This is a genomic window from Anaeromyxobacter sp. K, assembly GCF_000020805.1.
GTDB lineage: Bacteria > Myxococcota > Myxococcia > Myxococcales > Anaeromyxobacteraceae > Anaeromyxobacter > Anaeromyxobacter dehalogenans.
In genome coordinates this window covers 2,231,705-2,254,340 of the sequence record NC_011145.1, presented here as the reverse complement: position 1 = coordinate 2,254,340, position 22,636 = coordinate 2,231,705, and the positions used below count along the sequence as shown (strand labels likewise).

The following is a 22,636-nucleotide window of genomic DNA, read 5'->3' as shown; positions in this document are numbered from 1 at the left end:
CTGCCCCTCATACCATGCCGGCGACCCGCGGGCGCGCGGCTCGCGCGCTACGGCACGGGGTGGCGGGGCGCGTCGCCCGCGGCCACGCGCAGGACCTCGTCGAGCACCATCCGCGTCATCGCGGCGCGCGTCTCGCGCGTGCCCGAGCCGAGGTGCGGCGTCAGCACCACGCTCGGGAGGCGCAGGAACGCCTCGGGGATCCTCGGCTCGTCGCGGAAGACGTCGAGGCCGGCGGCGGCGAGCCGGCCCGAGGCCAGCGCCTCGGCCAGCGCCGCGTCGTCCACCACCTGTCCGCGCGCGGTGTTCACCAGGATGGCGCCGGGCTTCATCCGCGCCAGGCGCGCCCGGTCCATCAGGCCGTCGGTCGCGGGCGTGAGCGGCACGTGCAGGCTGACGAAGTCGGACGCGGCGAGCAGCGCGTCGAGGTCGACCCGTCGCGCGCCCGGGACCGCGGCGTCGCGCGGCGCGGCGTAGAGGACGCGCATGCCAAAGCCGGCGGCCCGGTGCGCCACCGCCCGTCCGATGCGCCCGAACCCCACCAGGCCGAGCGTCTTGCCGCTGACCTCGGTGCCGAGCATCCAGGCGGGATCGACGCCGGTCCACCCGCCGGCGCGGATCACCCGGTCGCCCTCGGCGACGCGGCGCGCGGCCGCGAGCAGGAGCGCCCAGGCGTGGTCGGCGGTGGCGGCGGTCACCACGTCCGGCGTGTTCGTCACGCACAGTCCGCGGGCGCGGCAGGCGCCGAGGTCGAGGTGGTTCACGCCGATGCCGTACGACGCGACGTGGCGCAGCCGCGGTGCGCCCTCGAGGAGCGCGGCGTCCACGCGGTCGAGGTAGGTGACCACCAGCACCTCGGCCTCGCGCACCGCCGCGGCGAGCTCGGCCCGGGACAGCGCGACGTCGCCGCCGCGGAGCTCGAACCGGCCGGCGAGCGGGCCGAGGTCGGCGAGCGGCAGCGGCCGGGCCAGCACGAGCGCGGGCTTCACGGCTCGTCGTCCTCGCGATCCTCGGGCCGCGCCGGCGCGTCGGCGCCGTCACCGGCGCGCGGGCCGGGGATCCGGTACTCCTCGCCCAGCCACTTGCCGAGGTCGATGAGCTTGCAGCGATCCGAGCAGAACGGGAACGCGCGGTTGCCGGGGCGCGGCGCGGCGGGACGGCCGCAGATGGGGCACTTCGGGGTGGACACGCCGCCGATCTACCGCGCCCGCGCGGGTCGCGCCAACCCGTTCGTCAGCCCTTCGGGCAGGACGCCGGGAGCAGCGGCTGGAGCGCGGCGGTGAGCGTCTCCCGGTCCAGCGCCCCGGCGAACACGTGCTGGACGGTGCCCTGCGCGTCCACCAGGTAGGTGCGCGGGTAGGCGGGCACGCCCCACGGCTCGAGCGCGGTGGCCCGCGCGTCGATGAGGATCGGGTACGGGATGTCGCGGGCCATCGCGAGCACGTCCTCGCGCCCGGACTCCTCCGCCACCCCCAGCAGCTCGAAGCACTTGCCCTGGTGCGCCTTCCACACCTCGGCGAGGTCCGGGATCTCGGCGCGGCACGGGCCGCACCAGCTCGCCCAGAAGTTCACCGCCACCACCTTGCCGCGGAGCGATTCCAGATCGACGGTGCGGCCGGCCAGGTCGGGCAGCGCGAGCGGGGGCGCGGGGTGGCCACCGCCCTGCGAGCGGGGCGCGCCGCGGCCGCGGAAGAACACCTGGAACGCCACCACGGCGAGGAGCGCGACGAGGACGAGCTTGAGGCGACCGTTCATGTGCGGAGGACTCCTAACGCGGGCGGGGGCCCGCTTCATGGGAGCCACGGGCCGGCGGGTGGGTTCGCGCCCGCCCGCCCACGGGTCGCCTCCGCCGGGCCTACTTGCCGGCGCCGCTCGCGGCGCTGCCGGCGCCCGAGACGAGCAGCGTCTTCAGGTCGTCGTCGGTGAAGTAGAGGCCCGCGCCGAAGAACACGTCGGTGCCGATGTTGAAGCTGCGGCCGTCGGGCGAGGCGGCGCTGCGCCACCGGTTCAGGAAGTCGTCGACGCCGGTGGTGACGTAGAAGTGCTGCAGGAAGTTGTAGTTCGCCCAGACCTTGGCGCGCGGGAACACGTCCTGGTACGGCCGCGAGAACTGGTAGAGCGACGTGGAGATCTGGAGCCGGTCCTTCATGAGGTGCAGGTCGGCGCCGAGGCCGCCGGAGCTCTCGATGACGCCGCCGCGGAACGTGACCGGGCCGTAGCGCTTCGCCATCTGCAGCGAGAACGTGACCTTGTCCTCGTGCCGGGTCCGGGTGGTGACCGTGGTCGAGTCGCCGACCGAGCCCGGCGTGCGGGTGGTGATGGTGTCGGTCGTGACCGTGTCCACGCCGCGCGGATCGCTCACCACCTCGAGCAGGTAGTACTTGTCCGGGCGCGGCAGCAGCTTCGCGCCGAAGTAGACCTTCGCGCCGGGGCGGCCGTCCTCCACGCTCTGGTTGAGCAGCCACTCGGAGCGGAGCTGGACCTCGATCTGCATCTTCTGCAGCCGGTCCACGTAGTCCGAGACGCCCTCCACCGCGGTCCCGAGCTGGCGGCCCATCTTCTCGTCGGTGAGGAGCCGGCCGGCGACGCTCTTCCCCTCCTGGACCTTGGCGAGGAGCTGGTCGAGCCGGGAGAGGCTGTCGTTGAGGCGCGCCACCGCCTGCTGCACGCCCTTCGCCTGCGCCTGCTGGCTGGCGACCGCCGGCGTCGCGCCCGCGGTGCCGGGCGCGCCGGGTGCGCCAGGTGCTCCCGGGGCGCCGGGAGCGCCGGGAGCGCCGGGCGGACCGCCGCCCGGAGCGCCGGAGCCGCCGCCGTCGAGGATGCCCTGCAGGCTGCCCGCGGCGACCTTCAGGCGCGCGGTGAGCTCGTCCACGTTCGCGAGGATGCTGTGGATGCGGTCCTTGTCGCGCGCCGAGATCTCGCGCAGGTCGGCGGTGAAGTCGCGGGTGTTCGCGATGAGCTCGGAGAGGTTGGCGCTGTTCTGCGCCACCACCTGATCGACCTGGCGCGTGATGCGGGCCAGGTTCTCCACGATCTCGCGCAGGCTGCCCTGGTCGCCCTGGACGGTCTTGGCGAGGTCGCCGGTGACGAGCTGCACGTCGCTGGCGATCTTCGCCATCGAGTCGAGCAGCTGCTGCACGCTGGTGGCCTCGCGCACGCACTTGATCTCGCGCTCGGCCTCCGGCAGCGACGAGAGGAGCGGCGCGGCGTCGGAGCCGGCGATGACCTCGAGCAGCGCGTCGGGGAGCAGCGCGGACGGGAAGCTCTTGTAGAGGCAGGCGTCGGTGTGGAGCGGCACCGAGCGGTCGATGCGGATCTGGAGCAGCGCCTTGTTCTTGTCGAGCGAGATCTTCGCGACCTCGCCCACCTGGATGCCGGCGATCTGCACCTTGCTCTTCCAGGTGAGGCCGGTGGCGTCGCTGAACCGCGCGTACACGAGGTAGCTGTCCGCCTCGGAGTACCCGCCCTTCTTGAAGAAGGTGAACGCGAACAGGAACGCCGCCAGGCCGACGGCGACGAGCACGCCCACGGCGAGGGCCTTGTTGACGGCGGGCTTCACGGGCGGTCCCCGGGGCTCACTGCTTCTCGAACCAGGTGGAGAGGAAGCGCTGCACGAAGGGATCCTTGCTCTGGCGGACCTCCGCGGGCGTCCCCTCCGCGGCGAGGTGTCCATCGTAGAGCACCGCCAGCCGGTCGGCCACCCGGAATGCGCTGGCGATGTCGTGCGAGATCACCATGCTGGTGATGCCGAGGCGCTCCTTGGCGTGCACGATCATCTCGTCCACGTAGTTCGTGGTGATGGGATCGAGGCCGGTGGTGGGCTCGTCGTACAGCACCACCTGCGGGTCGGAGACCAGCGCCCGGGCCAGCGCGACCCGCTTGCGCATGCCGCCGGACAGCTCGGCCGGCCAGCGCCCGAGGACCTCCTCGCCCAGGTCCACCACCGCGAGCTTCTCGATGACCCGCTTGCGCACCTCGCTCGCCGCCAGCCGCGTCCCGCGGCGCTTCTCGCGCAGCGGGAACGCCACGTTGTCGAAGACGTTCATCGAGTCGAACAGGGCGGCGCCCTGGAACACCATCCCGAACATGCGGCGGGCCTCGTTCAGCTCGCGACCGGTCAGGCTCGAGATCTCGTGCTCGCCCACGCGCACCGTGCCGCGGTCCGGCTTCAGCAGGCCGATGACGTGCTTCATGAGCACGGTCTTGCCCGAGCCCGAGCCGCCCAGCACCACGTACGTGTTGCCCTTCGGCACGTCGAGCGTGATGCCCTTCAGCACCTGGTTCGTCCCGAAGGACTTCCAGAGATCGCGGACCTCGATCACGCTCAGGTCCCCACGCTCAGGACGGTCCCGGCGTAGTCGGCGACGAGGATCGCGACCGAGCTGGCCACCACCGCGCGCGTGGTCCCCTCTCCCACCCCGCGCGCCCCGCCGCTCGCGGCGTAGCCGCGCCAGGTGGTGATCACCGCCACGATGTAGCCGAACAGCACCGCCTTGCCGAGCCCGTGGAAGATGTCGTCGGGCCCCAGGAACTCGCGGGTGTGCTGGATGAACGGGCCCTCCGGGATCCCGGAGACGAACACGCCCATCACGTACGCGCCGCCGTACCCGAGCGCGTTGAACAGCATGGTGAGCACCGGGAACATCAGGATGGACGCGACCACCCGCGGGACCACCAGGTACTGGATGGGCGAGACCGCCATGGTCTCCATCGCGTCGATCTGCTCGGTGACGCGCATGGTGCCGAGCTCGGTGGTGATGGCGCTGCCGGCGCGGCCCGTCACCATGAGCGCGGTGAACACCGGCGAGAGCTCCCGCGCCAGCGCGAACGCGGTCGAGCCGCCGGTGTAGCCCTCGGCGGCGAACTGGCGGAGCGCGTAGTTCATCTGGAGGCCGAACACCATCCCGGCGAACGTGCCGGTCACCCCCACGATGAAGGCGGAGCCGGCCCCGATGAAGGCCATCTGCGCCAGGATCTGGTCGGGCCGGAACGGGGGCCGGAACGCCCAGGCGACGATCTCGCCGGCGAACAGGATCATCCGGCCGAAGTCCTCGAAGGCGTCCCTGAGGCGGGAGAGCATGCGGGCGCATTCTCGCACGGCAGCGACCGCCGTGCCCGCTTTCGCGCAGCCCGGTCGCGTGCGGCGCCGATTCGTGAGGCGCCGCGCGGGGTCGCGGCTATACTCCGCGCCCCCATGGTCAAGGTCGGCGGCGAAGTCGATTCGTTCTGCACGAAGTGCCAGCTCATGCTGGCGCACACGGTTCACGCGGTGGTCGCCGGCAAGCCGGTGAAGGTGGAGTGCAACACCTGCCACGGCGTACACCGGTACAAGGGCCCGGCCGGCGCCCCGGCGCCGCGCGCCGCCTCCGGCGCGGCCGGCGCCCGGCCGGCGCGCGCCCCGCGCGAGAAGGCCGCGGCGGTGCCGTTCGAGGACCTGCTCGGCGCGAAGGACCAGTCGAGCGCCCGCCCCTACTCGCCCAAGGCCACGTTCCGCCTGGACGAGGTGGTGGATCACCCGCTGTTCGGGCGCGGGTTCGTCTCGGCGCTCCGCGACGGCGGGAAGATCGAGATCACGTTCCGCTCCGACGTGAAGATCCTGGTCCACGCCCGCGGCTAGGCGCCGCCCGGCGCCCCGCGCAGCAGCGCCAGCGTCCCGGCCAGGTCGGGGGGCAGCGGCGCCTCCAGCACCAGCTCCCGCCCGTCCGCGGGGTGGCGCAGCGCCAGCCGCGCCGCGTGGAGCGGCGTGCGCGCGAGCACCGCCTCGCCGCCGGGGCCGAGCAGCGGGGCCGCGTCGCCGTAGGCGGGATCGACGGCGAGCGGCGTGCCCGCCGCGGCGAGGTGCACGCGGATCTGGTGGGTGCGCCCGGTCTCCGGGAGCGCCTCGACCAGCGCCAGCGGTCCGCCGCCGAGCGCGTGGCCCGGGAACGCCTCGAGCCGACGCACCACCGTCACGGAGGCCTTGCCGCGCGGATCGTCCGGGGGGGCCGGGCGCATGCGCCCCTTGCGCCCGGGCGCGATGGCGACCTCGATGCGCTGCTCCGCCGGCGGGACGCCGCGCACCAGCGCCAGGTAGCGCTTGCGCGGCTCGCCCCGGTCGAACGCCAGGTTGAGCGTGCGGTGCGCCGCGGCGGTGCGCGCGAGCACCAGCACGCCGCTCGTGTTCCGGTCGAGCCGGTGCACCACCCAGAGCCGGCCGAAGCGCGCCTCCAGCTCCGCGCGCAGGCTCGGCTCGCCGCCGTCGCGGCCCGGGATGACCAGCCGCCCCGCCGGCTTGTCCACCGCGAGGAGGTGCGCGTCCTCGTGGAGCACCGTCACCGGCGCGGCGACGCCCGCGGTCACACCATCTTCCTGGCGGGGATCACCTTCACCGGGCCGAACCGCTCCAGGGACCGCGCGATGGCCCGCGCCGGGCCGACCGCCACCACCACCCGGCGCTCCAGCGGGAAGTAGCGCCGCCCCACCTCGCGGCACTGCTCGGGCGTCACCGCCCGCACCCGCTCGCGGAACTCGCCCACCTCGCTGTCGTCGAGGCCGTACAGCTCCAGGTCGGCGAGCTTCTCGGCGAGCTGGTCGTGCGTCTCGAGCGAGAGCGGGAACAGGCCGCAGAGGTAGCTCTGGGTCCGCTCCAGCTCCTCCGCCGACGGGCCCTCGGCGCAGAAGCGCGCGGTCTCGTCGAGCGTGACCTGCACGATCTCGGCGGTGGTCTCGACCTTGGTGAAGGTGGACACGAAGAACAGGCCGCCCACGGCGCTGGTGGCGAAGCGGCTGCGCACCCCGTAGGAGAGGCCGCGGTTCACGCGGATCGCCTCCATGAGCCGCGAGGTGAACCCGCCGCCGAGCACCGCGCTCGCCACCATGCCCGGGTAGTAGTCCGGGCTCCGGCGCGCGAACCCCTCCGAGGCGATCCGGACCTGGCTCTGCGTCACGTCCGGCTTGTCCACCACCACCACCGCGGTCCGCGGCGCGCTGGTCGGGGGGAGCGGCGGCAGCGGGCGCTCCGCGGCGCGCCACCCGGCGAAGCGGCGCCGCACCAGCGCCAGCACCTCGTCGGCGCGGACCGCTCCCACCACCACCAGGAACGCGGCCGAGGGCCGGTAGTAGCGCTGGTGGAAGCCGGCCACGTCGGGCCGCCGGACCGCGCCGAGGGAGCGCACCGTGCCCTCCGCCGAGCGCGCGTACGGGTGCGAGCCGTAGCCGGCGGCGAGCATGGCCCGGTCGGCGACCACGCCCGGCTCGTCGAGGTCGTGGGCGAGCGCGGCCACCTCGCGGCGGCGCAGGCGGTCCACCTCGCGGGCGGGGAACGTCGGGCTCCCGGCCATCTCGGCGAGCACGTCGAGGCAGCGCGGCAGGACCTCCACCGGGGCCGACAGGCCGAAGTAGGACGCGTCCTCGTCCACGCCGGCGCCGAGCTCCGCGCCGATGGACTCGATGGCGAGGTCGATCTCCTCGCCGGTGTGGCGGCGCGTGCCGCGCCGGGCGGCCAGCGCGACGAGGTGCGACAGCCCGGAGCGCCCGGACGGATCGAGCGAGGCGCCGCCGCGCAGCACCAGGCGCACCGCGGCGAGCGGGATGCCCTTGCGCTCGGCGACGATCACCCGCAGGCCGCCGGGCAGCGTCTCGCGGCGGATGGGCGGCAGCGCGATCGAGGGGCTCACCGCCGCACCTCCGGGTCGAGCACCACCACCGAGCGGCGGGTCGGGTCGAGGTACTCGGCCGCGACGCGTCGCACGTCCCGCACGCCCACGGCCGCATAGTGCTCGAGCGCCCGGCCGGCCTCCCGCCAGTCGCCCAGCAGCGCCTCCGCCTGGCCGAGCGCGTGCGCCACGCCGTGGTGGGTGGCGAGCTCGTGCAGCACCGAGCTGCGCAGGAGCGCCTTGGCCCGGCGAACCTCGGCGGCGGTCACGCCGCGCGCGGCGACCTTGGCGAGCTCCGCCCACAGCTCCTTCTCCGCGCGCGCCACCGACACCCCCGGCGCGAGCTCGGCGAACGCCAGGAACACCCCCGGGTCGATGCGCCAGCCCCAGCTGATCGAGACGGACACCGCCAGCTCCAGCTCCTGCACCAGCCGGCGGCGGAGGCGCGACGACTCGCCCACCGCCAGGCAGACCTGCAGCACGTCGAGGGCGGCGGAGTCCGGGCTGCGCGCCGCCGGGCCGCGCCACCCCGCCAGCAGCGCCGGCGCCTGCGCGGGATAGCGGACGGTGGCGCGACGCTCGCCGCGCTGGGGCGGCTCGCCCTGGGGCACCGGCGCGGGCCGCGGGCCGGCCGGGATGTCCGCGTAGTACCGCTCCACCCGCCGCAGCGTGTCGTCCGGGTCCACGTCGCCGACCACGTACACCGCCGCGTTGCTGGGCGCGTAGTAGGTCCGGAAGAACGCCTCGCAGTCCCCGCGGGCGATGCGCTGGATGTCCTCCATCCAGCCGATCACCGGCCAGCGGTACGGGTGCGACAGGAACACGAGCGACTCGAGCTGCTCCTCCATCAGGCCGAAGATCGAGTTCTCGGTGCGGAGCCGGCGCTCCTCCTTCACCACCTCGCGTTCCTGCTCCAGCGAGTCCTCGGTGAGGCGGAGCGAGCGCATCCGATCCGACTCGAGGTCCACCACCGTCTCCAGCGCCTCGGCGGCGAAGTCCTCGTAGTAGGCGGTGACGTCGTTCGACGTGTAGGCGTTCGAGTGCCCGCCGCGCGCCTCCAGGACCCGGTCGAACTCCTTCGGGCCGTAACGCGCCGCGCCGTTGAACATCATGTGCTCGAACAGGTGGCTGATGCCGGTCAGGCCCAGCTGCTCGTTGCGCGAGCCGACCTGGAAGAACGTGTAGTAGCTGACGGTCGGGGTGCTGCGCTCGGGAAGGACGCGGACCCGCAGTCCGTTCGACAGGGTGTGCGCGCGGACCTGCGCGAGGTCGAGCAGGGCGGGCGACTCGGGTTGGCTGGGCATCCGGCGCGGAACATAGCCGTGGCCGGACGCCCCGTCCATCGCGCGGACGGCCCGGCGCCCGCCCGCCCCCTCGCCGCGGCGCGCCACCGCCCTCCACCGGAATAGTCGCGTGGTCCGGGGACGTTCACTTGCCTCGGGCGATCGACAGTAGGTCGGTGGACCCGACAATCCGTTCGGTTTTACAAAATCCGGCCACTGCCACGTTCCGTTCGGGCGACTGGCCGTCAACCCAACGACCCGGGTTCAAGCGTGAGGATCCCAGAAGCGATGGCGACCAAGACGAAGACGCAGCGGGACCCCCGCCGCGAGGAGCTGCGCCGCCTCGGTGAGCGGGTGCGCGAGCACCGCCGCGGCCGCGGCATGACGCAGGAGGCGCTCGCCGAGGCGCTCGACCTCTCCGTCGCGTACGTGAGCCTGATCGAGCGCGGCGGGCGCAACCCGCCGTACACCACCGTGGTCGCGATCGCGCGCGCGCTGGGCATCCCCGCGACGCGCATCGTCGCGGAGGACTAGCGGCGGCCAGGGGGAGGCCGGGCCGCGCGCGTCCGGCCCGGCGAGATCGGATCCAGCGGCCGGCCGCAGGCGGCGCAGCGCCCCTTGCTGCGCCGGAGCGGCAGGCCGCAGCCGGGACACCGCTTCACCTTGGGTGATCGCTCCACGGCCGCGGCGCGGCCGTCGCCCGGCGGCGCCTTGCCGGCCTCCAGGCGGGCGACGCGCTCCTCCAGCGCGGCGAGGCGCGCGAGCAGGTCCGGCGAGGGCTGGCGCTTCCGGGCGGCCACGGAAGGCCGAGCCTGCCACGCCGCCCCGCCCGGTCAAGGATCCGGCCCCCGCCGGCCCGGCCCTGCGCCGGGCCGCGCGGCCCGGCCGCGCGTTGAGGCCCCTCCCCCGGCGTGTTATCTCGGCGCGGGATGGATCTTCCTCGCACCGACGCACCCGCCGCCGGCCCGCAGGGCCGTGCCTACGAGAGCCCCGACGTCCGCGCCCTGCTGGCGGAGCCGCACGGCACCCACCGCGAGGTCCCCCGCGCGCGGCAGGTGTTCGTCAACCGCAACCTGCGGATGGACCGCATCGACGCGGTCGGCTTCGACATGGACTACACGCTGGCGATCTACCACCTGCGCCAGCTCGAGACGCTCGCGTTCCAGATGACGCTGGCGCGGATGATCTCGGTGATGGGCTACCCGCCCGCGCTCGGGGCGCTCCACTACGATCCCGAGTTCGTGATCCGCGGCCTGGTGGTGGACAAGCTCCACGGCAACATCTTCAAGATGGACCGGCACAACCACGTGGGCCGCTGCTACCACGGGCGCCGGGAGCTGCCGTTCGACGAGCTGAAGCGGCTGTACCGCGACGAGAAGATCCACCTCTCGCTGCCGCGCTTCGCCTGGATCGACACGCTGTTCGCGCTCCCCGAGGCCTGCCTGTTCGCGCTCGTGATCGAGCTGCTCGAGGGGCTCGGCCAGACGGTGGACTACGCCCGCCTCTACGACGACATCCGCGAGGCGATCGATACCGTCCACCGCGACGGCACGCTCAAGGCCGAGGTGAAGAAGGAGCTGCCGCGGTACCTGGTGAAGGACGCGGAGCTCGGGCCCGCGCTCCACAAGCTGCGGTCCGGCGGCAAGAAGCTGTTCGTGCTCACGAACTCGCTCTGGGACTACACCGACGCGGTGATGTCCTACGTGCTCGACGGCGTGCTCCCCGAGTACCCGAGCTGGCGGAACTACTTCGACGCGGTGATCACCGGCGCGGCGAAGCCGGCGTTCTTCGCGGAGCGGCGGCCGCTGTACGAGGTCGGCCCCGCCGGCGAGCTGGCCGAGGGTCCCGCCGCGCTGGAGCGCGGGCGCTTCTACCAGGGCGGCGACCTCCCCACGCTGGAGCGGCTGCTCGGCATCGGCGGCGACCGGATCCTGTACGTGGGCGACCACATCTACGGGGACATCCTGCGGTCGAAGAAGAGCTCGCTCTGGCGCACCTGCATGATCGTGCAGGAGCTGGAGGACGAGCTGGCCTGGCTGGAGCGGAACCAGGCGTCGCTCGCGGAGCTGTCGCGCCTCGAGGACCTGCGCGTGCGGGTGGAGGACGAGCTCGCGGTGCACCGCGCCGCGCTGAACCAGCTCGACCGGCGCATCGATCGCGAGGCGCCCACCCCGGACGAGCGCGAGCGGCTGGAGCAGGAGCGCCGCCGCGACAAGGCGGAGCTCGAGGCGCTCCGGCGCGCGCAGCGCGACGCGAACACGCGGATCGAGGAGCTGCAGCTCGGCGTCGAGGGCGGCTTCAACCGCTACTGGGGGCTCACGTTCAAGGAGGGGAACGAGAACTCCCGCTTCGGCGAGCAGATCGAGGACTACGCCTGCCTGTACACGAGCCGCGTGTCGAACTTCGTCTTCTACTCGCCCATGCAGTACTTCCGCTCGCCGCGCGCCGCGATGCCGCACGAGCGCGCCGCGCCCGCCCGCATCTCGCCGTGGGGCGACGAGCACGGCGCCCCGGTGGCGGGCGACCGCCCGTCCAAGGCGTCGAAGGCCTCGCGCTGAGGGGCGCCTCGCGGCGCCTTGCGGGGCCGCGTCCCGCGGTCCACGTACGCGAGCGGTGACGCACATCAAGCCGGCTCCGCCGAAGGAGGCGCAATCCCGGTTGCGCAGCGATCCCTCGTGGGGTGACGGCAACATGCCTGCGATTGAGCACGATTGCCGGTGATAGGTGTCCTCGCGTTCCACCCATGGTCAGGAACGGGGGATCCCATGCTCGGTCTTGCGAAGGGGATGGCGGCAGCCGCCGTGCTGCTCGCGTCGGTCGGCGCGTTCGCGCTCGACGTCGGGCCGGAGCTCGTGGTCCCGGGCAGCGCGCTGTCGCCCTACAGCGACGCGCTCACGGCGGGCTACGCGACGAACGGCTATCGCGGCCGGATCGCGGTGGCGGCCACGCCGGCCGGCTACGCCGTCGCGTGGAGCGGCGCCGACCATGCGATCCACGCGCTGGCGCTCGGCCGGTACGGCGAGCCGCTCGGGGTCGCCGCGGTTCGCGTCGGCGAGAACGGACATTCCCCTTCCATCTCCTGCGCGAGCGAGAACTGCCTGGTGGTCTGGAGGGCGCGGGACGGCTCGACGGATTCCTTCGGGAACGTCCGCGCGGCCATCTTCGGCGCGCGCCTCTCGCACGGCATGCAGCTGCTCGACGCGTCGCCCATCCGGATCGCGGTCTATCCGGAGCCCGCGCGCGACCGGATCTGGCAGGTCATCGGCGCGCAGTCGGATACCGACGGCGCGAGCTACTACGTGACCTACATCTCGCTCTTCGATGCGCCCGGCTGTTACACGCTATGGGGCACCGCGATCTCGAGCGCCGGGGCGCTGGCCCCGCCGACCATGCTCGCCCAGGAATGCGACTGGGGCTACCCGCTCGAGTGGGCGGGCCTCTACGACGGGGACTGCTTCGTCGCGCTCCAGTGGTGGGACGAGATGCCCGGAAGGCGGTGGCCGACCACCGTGCTCGCCTATTCCACGGCCAATCGCTTCGTCAACTGGGATCAGCCGAGCCCATGGTGGCCGATCGAGGTGGCGGCGGGCGGACCATCGTCCCTCGTCCTCTTCAACTCGTACGACTACGAGCTCCACGACGGCGCGGCCTCGCTGACGCAGTACACGTTGCGGGCCGGCTGGCTGGGTGACCAGCCGGTCCAGTTCACCGCCGACAACACCGCCCTGCTCCAGGCCGAGCCGCCGGCGGCCTCTGCCGGCGGGTACCCGGTCGTCGGGGCCTTCGACGGCCAGCAGTACCTCGCCGTCTGGTGGACGCGACGCGCGTACCAGCCCGCGGACGTCCTCGGCGCCCTGCTCCCCGTCGAGCTCGGCCCAGCGGTCGGTGCACAGCCCCTGTTCTCATCGGTGAGCGTCGAGCCCGCGCTCGCGTCCGCGGAGAACGGGACCGCCCTGCTGCTGTACGCGGCGCCGTCCGCGGCGGATCCGACCGTGGACGAGGTCAGGGGCCGCGTGATCTTCACCGACTCGACGCCGCCCATCGTCACCGTGCCGGCGTCGATCGCGGCCATCGCGAGCGCCGCGGGCGGCGCCACGATCTCCTTCGACGCGACGGCCCACGACGACCACGCAGGGATCCTGCAGCCGACGTGCTCCCGCCCGTCCGGCTCGATGTTCCCACCGGGCACCACGCACGTGACGTGCACCGCGGTGGACCCAGCCGGCAACGCGGGGTTCGCGTCGTTCGACGTGGTCGTGACGTTCCAGTGGACCGGCGTGCTGCCGCCGGTCCGCCCCGACGGCTCGTCGGTGTTCAAGGCGGGCCGGACCGTCCCCGTGAAGTTCCAGCTCGCCGGCGCGAGCGCCGGGATCCGCGATCTGCAGGCTCGGCTGTTCCTGTCGCGGATGGCGGACGCCGAGCTCGGGAGCGTCGAGGCGGCGGCTCCCTCCACGCGCGCGGCGACCACCGGAAACCTCTTCCGCTTCGACGGCGAGCAGTACGTCTTCAACCTGAAGGTCGCGAGCGGGACCTGGCGGGTGACCATCGACCTCGGGGACGGGGTCGACCGCAGCGTCCTGGTGTCGGCCACCGAGTGACGCGCCCGGCCCGCTGCCCGGGGCCTGGCGAGGCGTGGTACGCCCAACGCCGCGCTTGACCGCGCCCGCGCTCGCACGTACACCCGATCCCGGCAGAGCGTCCTAGGCTGGTGCCGGGCCCGGTCTTCAAAACCGGTGGATGGTGCTGAGAGGCGCTGTCGGAGGGTTCGATTCCCTTGCTCTGCCGCCACTCGCCCGCGGTGCGTCCTCCCCGCTGGCGGCGCGCAGCTGCCGGCTACCGCGCGAACTGCTCCAGGCGATAGCCGGAGGTCACGCTGAAGGCGAACATCGCCCCGCCCTCGCGCTCGCCGAGGTCGTTGCGGCGGCGCACCAGATCCGACACGCCGGAGAACGAGAACGTGAGCGTGTCCATCCAGGGGACGGCGCGCCGCCACGCCAGGCCGACCCGCGCGCCCAGGGCGGGCATGAGCACGACGGTGCTGCCGGCGGCGTCCACGCCGCCGATGCCGAGGAGCTGGAGCGAGACGCGCTCGTGCACCGGGAGCTCGGCGCCGCCGCCCACCATGAAGAGCACGTGGCCCCGGTCGCGCCCGCCCACCCAGTCCAGGCTGTGCGCGAGGAGCGCGCGGTCGTAGTGCGAGGTGAGCCGGACGGACGGGCCGGCCACGAGGTCCTGGCCCGTGCCGCCGAGGACGGAGAGGCCGGCCTCCAGCGTGCGAACGAACGGCGCCAGCGCCGGGGCCGCGTCGCCCTCGCCCGCGGGAACCTGGACCAGCGGCGCCGCCGTCCCGGCGCGCGTGACCGCGACGGCGGCCGGTGCGCCGGCGGAGGGGGGCAGCGTCATGACCGGGCGCCCCTCGCCGGCCCGGCTCACCGCGCCGGCCTTGGGCTCGGGGGCCGCCTCGGCCACCACCGGCGGCTCCTTGGCGGGCACCACGTGGCACCCGCGGCAGTCGGTCGGCCCCTTCGCGATCTGCACGTGGCAGCTGCGGCAGGTCTCGTGCGCTTGCCTGGGGGTGAACACGATCTTCGTGACCGCGCCGTTCCCGTGGCAGGACTTGCAGGAGATCTTCCGGGCGAGGTGCGCGGCGTGGTCGAGCGTGACCGTGCCGTAGGTCTTGGTGGTGCGGACCACCTTCGAGGGCGGCGGCGGGAGCGCGGTGATCACGACGCCACCGGCCGCCTCCGGCACCGACGCCACCCGCGCGCCCTCGGCGGGAGGCTGGGGCGTCGCGGCGAGCGCCAACGCCAGGAACGCTGCGAGCGGCGCCACGGGCATGGCGCGCACCATACCCGAGGTGCGGCGCCCTCCGACAGCCCCGCCACCACGGCACGCGGCCGCGCGGCGCAAAGCTTTCGCGCCGCCTGCCCTGGATCAACTTCGCGCCGCCGGACCGGACCGGCCGCGCGTCAGCGCGCGGCGAAGCCGGGGCAGGTCACCCCGGTGCCGCCGATCCCGCAGTAGCCCTCCGGGTTCTTGGCCAGGTACTGCTGGTGATACTCCTCGGCGTAGTAGAAGGGCGGCGCGGCGCGGATCTCGGTCGTGATCGCCCCGCGCCCGCGCGGCGCGAGCGCGGCCTGGTACGCCTCGCGCGACGCGTCCGCCAGCCGGCGCTGCGCCTCCCCGTGCGCGTGGATGGCCGACCGGTACTGCGTCCCCACGTCGTTCCCCTGCCGCATGCCCTGGGTCGGGTCGTGCGATTCCCAGAACACCTTCAGCAGGTCGGCGTAGGTGATCCTGGCCGGGTCGAACACCACGCGGACCACCTCGGCGTGGCCGGTGCGGCCGGTGCAGACCTCGCGGTAGGTCGGGTTGGGCGTCTCGCCGCCCGCGTAGCCGACCGCGGTCGCGTACACGCCCGGCAGCTTCCAGAAGACGCGCTCGGCGCCCCAGAAGCAGCCGAGGCCGAAGTCGGCGAGCTCCATTCCGGCGGGGAACGGAGGGACGATCCGGTTCCCGTTCACGAAGTGGTGCTCGGGAACGGGCATCGGCTCGGCGCGCCCGGGGAGCGCCTCGCCGGCCGCCGGCAGCGTGGTCTTGGTCGCGAACATGCGCGGGATCTAACGGGCACGCCGCGCCTGGCGCCACCCGCGCGAGGGCACCCCACGTGACGCTTCCGCGCCGCCGGGACACAGCGTCAAGTACGCCCGCAGCCCCCCTGATCCAGGAGACGGACCATGAAGCGCCTCGCACTCGCCGCCCTGCTCGCCGGCCTCGCCGCGCCGGCGCTCGGCGCCACGAAGACGTACCAGGTCACCGGCCCGGTGGTGGAGGTCGGCGACGAGAGCATCACCGTGCAGAAGGGCAAGGAGAAGTGGGAGATCGCCCGGAGCGCGGACACCAAGCTCGCCGGCGAGGTGAAGAAGGGCGACAAGGTGACGGTCGAGTACCGCATGACCGCCACGAACATCGAGGTGAAGCCCGCCGGCAAGGCGGCGGCGAAGGCGAAGTAGCCCGTGAAGCAGCCTGCGCGCGCTCCCGGGCCGCGCGGCCCGGGAGCGCCGCGAGGCGTGCGCCTACTCCAGCTTGAAGCCGATGCGCAGCGTCACCTGGAACTCGGCCACCTTGCCGTCCTTGATGGCGCCGCGCTGCTCGGCCACCTCGAACCAGCTCATGTGCCGCACCGTCCGGCCCGCCTCCTCGATCGCCGCCCGGGTCGCCTCCGCGAAGCTCACCGGGGACGTCCCGACCACGTCGATCTTCTTGTAGACGCCGCTCATCTCGGCTCCTCTCCCCGGCCGCGCGCCGGGATGGTTGACGGTCGGTCACCATGATGCGCCGCGGCCGCGAGGTCCGCAGACGCCCTGGTGGGTCCGTTCACCGCCCGCGCAGGGCCGGGCCGGCCCCGGCGCGCCGCGCACGCCAGCGCGCCAGCACCGCCTCCACGTCGAGGGGCGCGAGCGTGGTGGGCGGGCCGGTCACCGCGGTCCGGTTGATGCGGCGGATCCGCGCATTCAGCGCCTCGAGCCGCTCGCGGACGACCCGCTCGTCGTCGAGCCGCTCGATCCCGGCCAGCACCGCCTCGGCCTCGTGGCGGATCGCGATCGCGTCGGGCAGCGAGGAGAGCCCCTCGCGCTTCAGCTTCTCCTTGATCCACCAGGCCTCGGGCAGCTCGCCGCCGGTGAGCGGCAGCGGCTTGCCCGCGCCGGAGAGGCGCTCGAACGCGCCCTCCTCCTGCGCCTCGCGGATGAGGCGCTCCACGAACCCTTCGTGGCTCTCGCCCTGCCTGCGCCGCGCCACGCCGGATCCATGGCGCCGCGGGCGCGCGGGCGCAAGCGCTAGACGCCGCCCAGGTACGTGTAGCCCTTCATCACCGCCTCGTAGAAGTCCTGGAGGCTCACGCCCTCCTTCGGCCGGATGGCGCCCTCCTTCACCTTCTGGTCGAGCGCGGCCTTGACGCGGCGGAACAGGTCGGCGGGCTCGTACTGCACGCGCGAGAGCACCTTCTCGATGGTGTCCCCCGGGATGACCTCCTCGATGTAGAAGTCCTCCGGGTCCTCGTCGTCCACGAACACGTGGATCTCGTTCACCCGGCCGAACAGGTTGTGCATGTCGCCCATGATGTCCTGGTAGGCGCCGGTCATGAACATGCCGAGGTAGTACGGCTCGCCGGGGCGGAGCGCGTGCAGCGAGAGCGTCTCGTCCACCCCCTCCCCCTCGATGAAGCGGTCGATCTTCCCGTCCGAGTCGCAGGTGATGTCGACGATGGTCGTGTCGCGGGTGGGCGCCTCGCCCATGCGGTGCAGCGGGACGATGGGGAAGAGCTGGTCGAACGCCCAGTGATCCGGCGCGCTCTGGAACAGCGAGAAGTTCGCCATGTACTGGTCGGCGATCTTGTCGCCCAGGTCCTTGGTCTCGCGCGGCGGGCGCTTCTTGCCGCGGTTCATGTCGGCGATGCCGCGCACCAGCTTCCAGAACAGGCTCTCCACCACCGCGCGCTCCTCCAGCCCGAGGATGCCGAGCTTGAACATCTGGAGCGCCTCCTCCTTCTTGGCGGCGGCGTCGTGGTAGGTCTCGGCGCGGTTGCGCGGGGTGAGCGAGGAGACGATCTCGCGCATCTCGCGCACCACCTTGGCCTCGTTCGGCTCCGGCTCGGAGGCCTTGGCGATCTCCTCGACCGAGCCGATCTCGATGTGCCCGAACACCGGGATGATGATGCAGGAGTGGTGCGCGGTCACCGCCCGCCCCGACTCCGAGACGATGTGCGGCTCGGGCACGCCCTCGTTCATGCAGACGCGCTGGACGTTGTAGACGACGTCGCCGACGTACTCGTCCATCGAGTAGTTCACCGAGGAGGTGAAGTCGTTGGTGCGGGTGCCCACGTAGTCCACGCCCAGGCCGCCGCCCACGTCGAAGTATTCGATGGGCAGCCCCATCTTGCGCAGCTTGGCGTAGACGCGGGCGCCCTCGTTCACCGCGTCCTTCACCACCCGGATCTCGGTGAGCTGCGAGCCGACGTGGAAGTGGAGGAGCTTCGCGCAGTGCTCCTTGCCGGCCTCCTTCAGGATCCGGACCGCCTGGATCAGCTCCGGCACGGTGAGGCCGAACTTGGCGAAGTCGCCGGAGGAGCCCTCCCACTTCCCGGTGCCGCGGGTGGTGAGCTTCGAGCGGAGCCCGATCATCGGGTCCACGCCCATCTCCTCGCCGAGGCGCAGGAGCTGCGGCAGCTCGGAGAGCTTCTCGATCACCACGATGACCTTGCGGCCGAGCTTGCGCCCGAGCAGCGCGAGCCGCAGGTACTCCTCGTCCTTGTAGCCGTTGCAGATGGTGAGCGCGTCGGGGTCGGCGTTCATCCCGAGCACCACCAGCAGCTCGCCCTTCGACCCCGCCTCGAGCCCGTAGTGATACGGCGCGCCGGCGTCGACGATCTCGTCGACGACCTCGCGCATCTGGTTCACCTTGATCGGGTAGACGCCGAAATAGCTCGCGCCGTAGCCCATCTCGGCGACGGCCTTCCCGAACGCCTCGTTGATCTGCTTCACCCGGGCGCGCAGCACGTCCTGGAACCGGACCACGCACGGGAAGCCGATGTTGCGCTCGCGGATGTCCTCGACCACGTCCATCAGGTCGATGGTCGGGCCCGGCTGGCCCATGGGGTGGACGGCGACGTGCCCCTTCTCGTTGATCGAGAAGAAGCCGGCGCCCCAGCCGCTCACGTTGTAGTACTGCGCCGCGCGCTCGATGGACCAGTCCGCGGCCGCCATCGCCGTCGTCGCGTCGCTCCGCTGCTCGGGGATGCTCATGTCGCCGCTGATCTACGACACCGCGGCCGAGAAATGAAGCGCCGCGCCCGTCGACTTCGCGGGCGCCGTCCGCTAAGGAACGATCCCCGGTGACCCCGCGCCACGCCCGCCCTCCCCGCCCCACCGCCGACGCGTCGTTCCGCGGCCGGATCGCGGGCGCCCGGACCGTCTTCCGGCAGGTCCCGGGCACGCTGCGCCTGGTGTGGGACACCGACCGCCGCAGCGCGATCGCGGTGGCGGCGCTCACGCTCGTGTCGGCGCTGCTCCCGGCCGCCATGGCCTGGATCGGCAAGCTCATCGTGGACGGCGTGGTGGCGTCGGCCCGCAGCGGCCTCGCCGCCGACCGGGTGCGCGTACTGTGGCTGGTCGCCGCGGAGGCCGGGCTGATGGGCCTCCAGCTGGCGCTCGCCCGGCTCCTCGGGATGCTGCGCGAGCTGATGCGCGCCGGCGTCGGCAACGTCATCAACGAGCGCATCCTGGAGAAGGCGGTCGAGCTGGAGCTCCGGCACTTCGAGGACGCCGAGGTCTACGACAAGATGCAGAACGCCCGGCGGGAGGCCTCCGCCCGGCCGCTCTCGCTCGCCATGCAGGCGTTCGCCATCGGGCAGAACGCCGTCACCCTGGCCGCGCTCTCCGGGCTCCTGCTCCGCCTCTCGCCGGTGAGCGTGCTCGTCATCGTGGCGGCGTCCATCCCGGCGTTCGTGGCCGAGGCGCGGCTCTCGGCCGAGTCGTTCCGGGTGAACACCTGGCGCGCACCCGAGGGGCGCAAGCTCAACTACCTCGAGTGGATCCTGACCCGCGACAGCCACGTGAAGGAGGTCAAGCTGTTCGGGCTGGGCCCGCTCGTGCTGGGGCGCTACCGCGCGCTGTTCCGCAAGTTCTTCGAGGAGGACCGGCGCATCGCGATCCGGCGCATGCGCGCGGGCGTGGCGTTCGGGCTGGTGTCGCTGGCCGCGTTCTACGGGATGTACGCGCTCATGGCCGGCCGCGCCGCCCAGGGCGCCATCACGCTCGGCGACCTGACGCTCTACATCGCGGTGTTCCGGCAGGGCCAGGGGGCGGTGCAGGCCATCCTCTCCGCCATGGGCGGCATGTACGAGGACGCGCTGTTCATGTCCAACCTGTTCGCCTTCCTGGGCATCCCCACCGGCGGCGAGGCGGCGCGGGTCCGGCCGGCGCTGTCGCCGCCGCGCGGCCGCCCCGGCGCGCTCGAGCTGCGCGACGTGTCCTTCCGCTACCCGGGCAAGCAGGAGTGGGCGCTCCGCCACGTCACCCTCACGCTCGCGCCGGGCGAGAAGCTGGGGCTGGTGGGCGAGAACGGCGCGGGCAAGAGCACGCTGGTGAAGCTGCTGCTGCGGCTCTACGAGCCCACCGAGGGCGCCATCCTGTACGGCGGGGTGGACCTGCGCGACATGGACCCGGCCGACCTGCGCAGCCGGATCGGCGCGGTGTTCCAGGACTTCGTGCGCTACCAGTTCACCGCCGCCGAGAACATCGGCCTCGGCAACCCGCTCCACGTGGACGACCGGCCCCGCATCGAGGAGGCGGCGCGCCGCGGCGGCGCCGAGCCGGTCATCGACGCGCTGCCGCAGCGCTACGACACCGTGCTGGGCGGCTGGTTCGAGCGCGGCCACGAGATCTCCGCCGGCCAGTGGCAGAAGCTCGCCATCGCGCGGGCGTTCATGCGGGAGGCCGAGGTGCTCATCCTCGACGAGCCGACCGCGTCCATCGACGCGGAGGCCGAGCACGAGCTGTTCCACCGCTTCCAGGCGCTCGCCGCCCACCGGTCGGCCATCGTCATCTCCCACCGGTTCTCGACGGTCCGCATCGCCGACCGCATCGGCGTGCTCCACGGCGGGCACCTCGAGGAGCTGGGCACGCACCAGGAGCTGATCGCGCGCGACGGCCGCTACGCCCACCTCTTCCACCTGCAGGCGCAGGGCTACCTGGACTGACGCGTGCGCGGCCTCGAGCAGATCCCCTGGCTGTACGACCTCGGCCTCTCGCTCGCCGAGCGCGGGCTGGTGGGGCGCTGGCGGCGGTGGCTCGCCGGCGGGGCCCGCGGCCGGACGCTCGACCTCGGCACCGGGACCGGCCGCAACCTGCCGCTCGCGCCGGGCGGCGTGCGCATCCTGGCGCTCGATCCCCACCCGCAGAACCTGGCCCGCGCGCGGCGGCGGGGCCCGGGCGTGCCCATGGTCCGGGCGCGGGCGGAGGCGCTGCCGTTCCGGGACGGAGCGTTCGACACGGTGCTCTGTGCGCTCGTGCTGTGCAGCGTGGAGGACCCGCCGCGCGCGCTCGCCGAGCTGCGGCGCGTGCTCCGGCCCGGCGGCGACCTGCGCGCCATGGAGCACGTCCGCCCGGCCGGCCTGGCGGGCCGGATCCACGACCTCCTCCAGCCGGCCTGGACGCGGCTGACCGGCGGCTGCCACCCGAACCGCGACACCGAGCGGACCATCGCCGAGGCCGGCTTCGAGCTCGTCCCGGCCAGCCGCGAGGCCCGCGGCAACCTGCGCCGGCTCGAGGCGCGCGCGCCCCTGTCGCGCGGGCCCGACTCCCGGTAACGTCGTCGCGTGCGCCCCGTCCGACGCCTCCGCGCGCTGCGCGCCCTCGCCGCGGCGTTGCTCGCCGCGGGCGCGGCGCCGGCCACCGCCGACGAGGCGCCGGCGCCCGGGGCGCCGCCGGCCGCGGCACCGACCGAGGCCGCCCCCGACGCAGCTCCGTCCGACGCGCCATCCTCGGCCACCGCGGGGCCGTCGTCGTCCGCGACCGTCCCGGCGGCGCCGCCGGCCCCGTCACCGGCCGAGGCCGCGCCCCAGCCGGCGGAGCCCCCGCCCTCGCCGCCGCCGGATCCGTCGGTGCCGCCCGAGGACACCTCCCCGCCGCCCTACGCCGAGGACACCTGGCTCGACGTCGGCCACGCCTTCCTGGAGGAGCGGCTGTTCGCGCCGGTGCTGGTGCTGGACCGGTTCTTCTCCGACGAGCGCGACCTCGAGGCGGAGCGCGCCCGCTCCTTCCTGCGCGTGCGCAACGCGCTGCGGGTCCACCAGCGCGGCACGCCTGCGTACGCGCTCGACGTCCGGGCGAGCCTGCGCCTGCCCGGGCTGAACCGGAGGCTGGAGCGGCTCCGGCTGGTGATCGTCGGCCAGGCCGAGGACGTGGTGAACGGGTTCTACCCGGAGCTCACCGGCGCGACGCCGCTCGGCCCGAACCAGCAGGGCGCCGCGAACGCGGAGCTGCGCTACGGCGCCTGGGACGGCCTCTACTCGCACGTGGACCTCGGCGCGGGCCTCCTGCTCGAGCTGCCGGTCGGCGCGTTCGGCCGGGTGCGCTACCGGGCCTCGGTCCCGCTCGGCCGGTGGTTCCTGGGCCGCATGGCGCTGGCGGGGTTCTGGCGGACGGACACGCGGCTCGGCACCTCGCTCGACGCGTCCGTGGAGCGCCCGCTCGGCTCCATCGCGCTCCTCCGCCTCGCCGGGACGTCGCGGCTGACCCAGCGCAGCCGCGGCGTCGAGTGGGGCTCGGAGCTGGCCGGCCTCCGCGCGCTCGGCCCGCGGACGGCGGTGTCGCTGGCGGCCTCGGTCGAGGGCGCCACCGACGCGCCGGCGGACGTGGACCGCTACCGCGTCTACGCCCGCCTCCGGCGCGACCTGTACCGCCGCTGGATCTTCTACGAGCTGGAGCCGGAGGTGGCCTGGCCGTGGGAGGCCGAGCGCGGGGGGCGCTTCCGCGAGTACGCCATCACGTTCCGGCTCGAGGTGCAGCTCCAGGGCAGCGAGCCGCCGGTCGAGCCGCCGGCGGAGCTGCCCGAGCCGCGCGACCCTCCCCACCTCCGGCCGTCCGGCGCGCAGCCCTAGCGGCCTCCCGCGTCGGGAGGGGGACTTGCGGAGGTGCCCGCCGCCGCGGGTACGATCCCCGG

The 22,636-nt window shown here is 73.6% G+C and carries 23 protein-coding genes and 1 tRNA gene; 9 read left to right on the top strand and 15 right to left on the bottom strand.

What is annotated here, in order from left to right; genetic code table 11:
* Positions 1 to 47 precede the first annotated feature (47 nt).
* From ANAEK_RS10040 to ANAEK_RS10015, 6 genes are all read right to left on the bottom strand, one after another.
* A complete protein-coding gene (locus tag ANAEK_RS10040) occupies positions 48 to 986 on the bottom strand; it encodes a D-glycerate dehydrogenase (RefSeq protein ID WP_012526031.1) in 939 nt (312 codons plus the stop codon).
* Complete coding sequence (locus ANAEK_RS10035; protein WP_012526030.1) at positions 983 to 1,186, bottom strand: DNA gyrase inhibitor YacG; 204 nt, start codon at positions 1,184 to 1,186, stop codon at positions 983 to 985. The genes ANAEK_RS10040 and ANAEK_RS10035 overlap by 4 nt, the downstream gene beginning before the upstream one ends.
* 44 nt (positions 1,187 to 1,230) lie before the next feature.
* Positions 1,231 to 1,752: a TlpA disulfide reductase family protein gene (locus ANAEK_RS10030; RefSeq protein WP_012526029.1), complete on the bottom strand. Its 522-nt coding sequence runs from the start codon at positions 1,750 to 1,752 to the stop codon at positions 1,231 to 1,233.
* Between the two features lie 100 nt (positions 1,753 to 1,852).
* Positions 1,853 to 3,556, bottom strand: a complete 1,704-nt coding sequence (locus tag ANAEK_RS10025; RefSeq protein ID WP_012526028.1) for an MlaD family protein — start codon at positions 3,554 to 3,556, stop codon at positions 1,853 to 1,855.
* Positions 3,557 to 3,572: 16 nt separating this feature from the next.
* Positions 3,573 to 4,319 carry an ABC transporter ATP-binding protein gene (locus tag ANAEK_RS10020; protein WP_012526027.1) on the bottom strand — a complete coding sequence of 249 codons (747 nt, stop codon included), beginning with the start codon at positions 4,317 to 4,319 and terminating at the stop codon, positions 3,573 to 3,575.
* Between the two features lie 2 nt (positions 4,320 to 4,321).
* A complete protein-coding gene (locus tag ANAEK_RS10015) occupies positions 4,322 to 5,077 on the bottom strand; it encodes an ABC transporter permease (RefSeq protein WP_012526026.1) in 756 nt (251 codons plus the stop codon).
* Between the two features lie 114 nt (positions 5,078 to 5,191).
* Between ANAEK_RS10015 and ANAEK_RS10010 the strand changes: the two genes are divergently transcribed.
* A complete protein-coding gene (locus tag ANAEK_RS10010) occupies positions 5,192 to 5,614 on the top strand; it encodes a hypothetical protein (RefSeq protein ID WP_012526025.1) in 423 nt (140 codons plus the stop codon).
* On the opposite strand, the gene ANAEK_RS10005 is transcribed toward ANAEK_RS10010, so the two are convergent.
* Genes ANAEK_RS10005 through ANAEK_RS09995 form a run of 3 tightly spaced genes read right to left on the bottom strand, consistent with a single transcriptional unit; the run spans position 5,611 to position 8,974 of the window.
* Complete coding sequence (locus tag ANAEK_RS10005) at positions 5,611 to 6,336, bottom strand: RluA family pseudouridine synthase (RefSeq protein ID WP_012526024.1); 726 nt, start codon at positions 6,334 to 6,336, stop codon at positions 5,611 to 5,613. The genes ANAEK_RS10010 and ANAEK_RS10005 overlap by 4 nt on opposite strands.
* Positions 6,333 to 7,652: a pitrilysin family protein gene (locus ANAEK_RS10000; RefSeq protein ID WP_012526023.1), complete on the bottom strand. Its 1,320-nt coding sequence runs from the start codon at positions 7,650 to 7,652 to the stop codon at positions 6,333 to 6,335. Before ANAEK_RS10000 ends, ANAEK_RS10005 begins: the two co-directional genes overlap by 4 nt.
* Complete coding sequence (locus ANAEK_RS09995) at positions 7,649 to 8,974, bottom strand: pitrilysin family protein (RefSeq protein WP_041454210.1); 1,326 nt, start codon at positions 8,972 to 8,974, stop codon at positions 7,649 to 7,651. Before ANAEK_RS09995 ends, ANAEK_RS10000 begins: the two co-directional genes overlap by 4 nt.
* Before the next feature lie 228 nt (positions 8,975 to 9,202).
* Here ANAEK_RS09995 and ANAEK_RS09990 point away from each other — a divergent pair, with 228 nt between their 5' ends.
* Positions 9,203 to 9,448 (top strand): helix-turn-helix domain-containing protein, encoded by a 246-nt coding sequence (locus ANAEK_RS09990; RefSeq protein WP_012526021.1) that lies wholly within the window; start codon positions 9,203 to 9,205, stop codon positions 9,446 to 9,448.
* Here ANAEK_RS09990 and ANAEK_RS09985 read toward each other — a convergent pair.
* The gene (locus ANAEK_RS09985) at positions 9,445 to 9,714 is read right to left on the bottom strand and encodes a hypothetical protein (protein ID WP_012526020.1); all 270 of its coding nucleotides are present in this window, start codon (positions 9,712 to 9,714) and stop codon (positions 9,445 to 9,447) included. The two genes, ANAEK_RS09990 and ANAEK_RS09985, sit on opposite strands and share 4 nt — an antisense overlap.
* Positions 9,715 to 9,843: 129 nt before the next feature.
* Between ANAEK_RS09985 and ANAEK_RS09980 the strand changes: the two genes are divergently transcribed.
* From ANAEK_RS09980 to ANAEK_RS09970, 3 genes are all read left to right on the top strand, one after another.
* Entirely contained in the window at positions 9,844 to 11,472 is a 1,629-nt protein-coding gene (locus tag ANAEK_RS09980) for an HAD-IG family 5'-nucleotidase (RefSeq protein WP_232288422.1), read from the top strand.
* Positions 11,473 to 11,679: 207 nt separating this feature from the next.
* A complete protein-coding gene (locus tag ANAEK_RS09975) occupies positions 11,680 to 13,512 on the top strand; it encodes a PxKF domain-containing protein (RefSeq protein ID WP_012526018.1) in 1,833 nt (610 codons plus the stop codon).
* Positions 13,513 to 13,603: 91 nt separating this feature from the next.
* A tRNA-Sec gene (locus ANAEK_RS09970) sits at positions 13,604 to 13,702 on the top strand.
* A 45-nt stretch (positions 13,703 to 13,747) separates the two neighbouring features.
* On the opposite strand, the gene ANAEK_RS09965 is transcribed toward ANAEK_RS09970, so the two are convergent.
* Both ANAEK_RS09965 and msrA read right to left on the bottom strand, forming a co-directional pair.
* Entirely contained in the window at positions 13,748 to 14,752 is a 1,005-nt protein-coding gene (locus ANAEK_RS09965; protein WP_232288421.1) for a cytochrome c3 family protein, read from the bottom strand.
* A 131-nt stretch (positions 14,753 to 14,883) separates the two neighbouring features.
* On the bottom strand, positions 14,884 to 15,525 hold the full coding sequence (msrA, locus tag ANAEK_RS09960) for a peptide-methionine (S)-S-oxide reductase MsrA (protein WP_012526016.1): 642 nt from the start codon (positions 15,523 to 15,525) through the stop codon (positions 14,884 to 14,886).
* A gap of 126 nt (positions 15,526 to 15,651) precedes the next feature.
* On the opposite strand from msrA, the gene ANAEK_RS09955 reads away from it, so the two are divergent.
* The gene (locus ANAEK_RS09955; protein ID WP_012526015.1) at positions 15,652 to 15,927 is read left to right on the top strand and encodes a hypothetical protein; all 276 of its coding nucleotides are present in this window, start codon (positions 15,652 to 15,654) and stop codon (positions 15,925 to 15,927) included.
* A gap of 63 nt (positions 15,928 to 15,990) precedes the next feature.
* Here the strand turns inward: ANAEK_RS09955 and ANAEK_RS09950 are convergent, their stop codons facing one another.
* The 3 genes from ANAEK_RS09950 to speA form a co-directional block, all read right to left on the bottom strand.
* A complete protein-coding gene (locus ANAEK_RS09950; RefSeq protein WP_011420948.1) occupies positions 15,991 to 16,194 on the bottom strand; it encodes a dodecin in 204 nt (67 codons plus the stop codon).
* 97 nt (positions 16,195 to 16,291) lie between these two features.
* Positions 16,292 to 16,714 (bottom strand): DUF1992 domain-containing protein, encoded by a 423-nt coding sequence (locus tag ANAEK_RS09945; RefSeq protein ID WP_012526014.1) that lies wholly within the window; start codon positions 16,712 to 16,714, stop codon positions 16,292 to 16,294.
* Between the two features lie 38 nt (positions 16,715 to 16,752).
* On the bottom strand, positions 16,753 to 18,717 hold the full coding sequence (gene speA / locus ANAEK_RS09940) for a biosynthetic arginine decarboxylase (RefSeq protein WP_012526013.1): 1,965 nt from the start codon (positions 18,715 to 18,717) through the stop codon (positions 16,753 to 16,755).
* Between the two features lie 89 nt (positions 18,718 to 18,806).
* On the opposite strand from speA, the gene ANAEK_RS09935 reads away from it, so the two are divergent.
* The 3 genes from ANAEK_RS09935 to ANAEK_RS09925 are packed head-to-tail and all read left to right on the top strand — an operon-like array spanning position 18,807 to position 22,574.
* Entirely contained in the window at positions 18,807 to 20,672 is a 1,866-nt protein-coding gene (locus ANAEK_RS09935; RefSeq protein WP_012526012.1) for an ABC transporter ATP-binding protein, read from the top strand.
* Between the two features lie 3 nt (positions 20,673 to 20,675).
* Positions 20,676 to 21,281 carry a class I SAM-dependent methyltransferase gene (locus tag ANAEK_RS09930; protein ID WP_012526011.1) on the top strand — a complete coding sequence of 202 codons (606 nt, stop codon included), beginning with the start codon at positions 20,676 to 20,678 and terminating at the stop codon, positions 21,279 to 21,281.
* 9 nt (positions 21,282 to 21,290) lie between these two features.
* The gene (locus ANAEK_RS09925) at positions 21,291 to 22,574 is read left to right on the top strand and encodes a hypothetical protein (protein WP_012526010.1); all 1,284 of its coding nucleotides are present in this window, start codon (positions 21,291 to 21,293) and stop codon (positions 22,572 to 22,574) included.
* Positions 22,575 to 22,636 lie beyond the last annotated feature (62 nt).

Bases quoted from the DNA above. Each gene is read 5' to 3' on its own strand.
- msrA (WP_012526016.1), bottom strand. From the start codon at position 15,525: ATGTTCGCGACCAAGACCACGCTGCCGGCGGCCGGCGAGGCGCTCCCC.
- ANAEK_RS10010 (WP_012526025.1), top strand. From the start codon at position 5,192: ATGGTCAAGGTCGGCGGCGAAGTCGATTCGTTCTGCACGAAGTGCCAG.
- ANAEK_RS10030 (WP_012526029.1), bottom strand. From the start codon at position 1,752: ATGAACGGTCGCCTCAAGCTCGTCCTCGTCGCGCTCCTCGCCGTGGTG.
- ANAEK_RS09980 (WP_232288422.1), top strand. From the start codon at position 9,844: ATGGATCTTCCTCGCACCGACGCACCCGCCGCCGGCCCGCAGGGCCGT.
- ANAEK_RS09955 (WP_012526015.1), top strand. From the start codon at position 15,652: ATGAAGCGCCTCGCACTCGCCGCCCTGCTCGCCGGCCTCGCCGCGCCG.
- ANAEK_RS09975 (WP_012526018.1), top strand. From the start codon at position 11,680: ATGCTCGGTCTTGCGAAGGGGATGGCGGCAGCCGCCGTGCTGCTCGCG.
- ANAEK_RS09965 (WP_232288421.1), bottom strand. From the start codon at position 14,752: ATGCCCGTGGCGCCGCTCGCAGCGTTCCTGGCGTTGGCGCTCGCCGCG.
- ANAEK_RS10015 (WP_012526026.1), bottom strand. From the start codon at position 5,077: ATGCTCTCCCGCCTCAGGGACGCCTTCGAGGACTTCGGCCGGATGATC.
- speA (WP_012526013.1), bottom strand. From the start codon at position 18,717: ATGAGCATCCCCGAGCAGCGGAGCGACGCGACGACGGCGATGGCGGCC.
- ANAEK_RS09990 (WP_012526021.1), top strand. From the start codon at position 9,203: ATGGCGACCAAGACGAAGACGCAGCGGGACCCCCGCCGCGAGGAGCTG.
- ANAEK_RS09950 (WP_011420948.1), bottom strand. From the start codon at position 16,194: ATGAGCGGCGTCTACAAGAAGATCGACGTGGTCGGGACGTCCCCGGTG.
- ANAEK_RS09995 (WP_041454210.1), bottom strand. From the start codon at position 8,974: ATGGACGGGGCGTCCGGCCACGGCTATGTTCCGCGCCGGATGCCCAGC.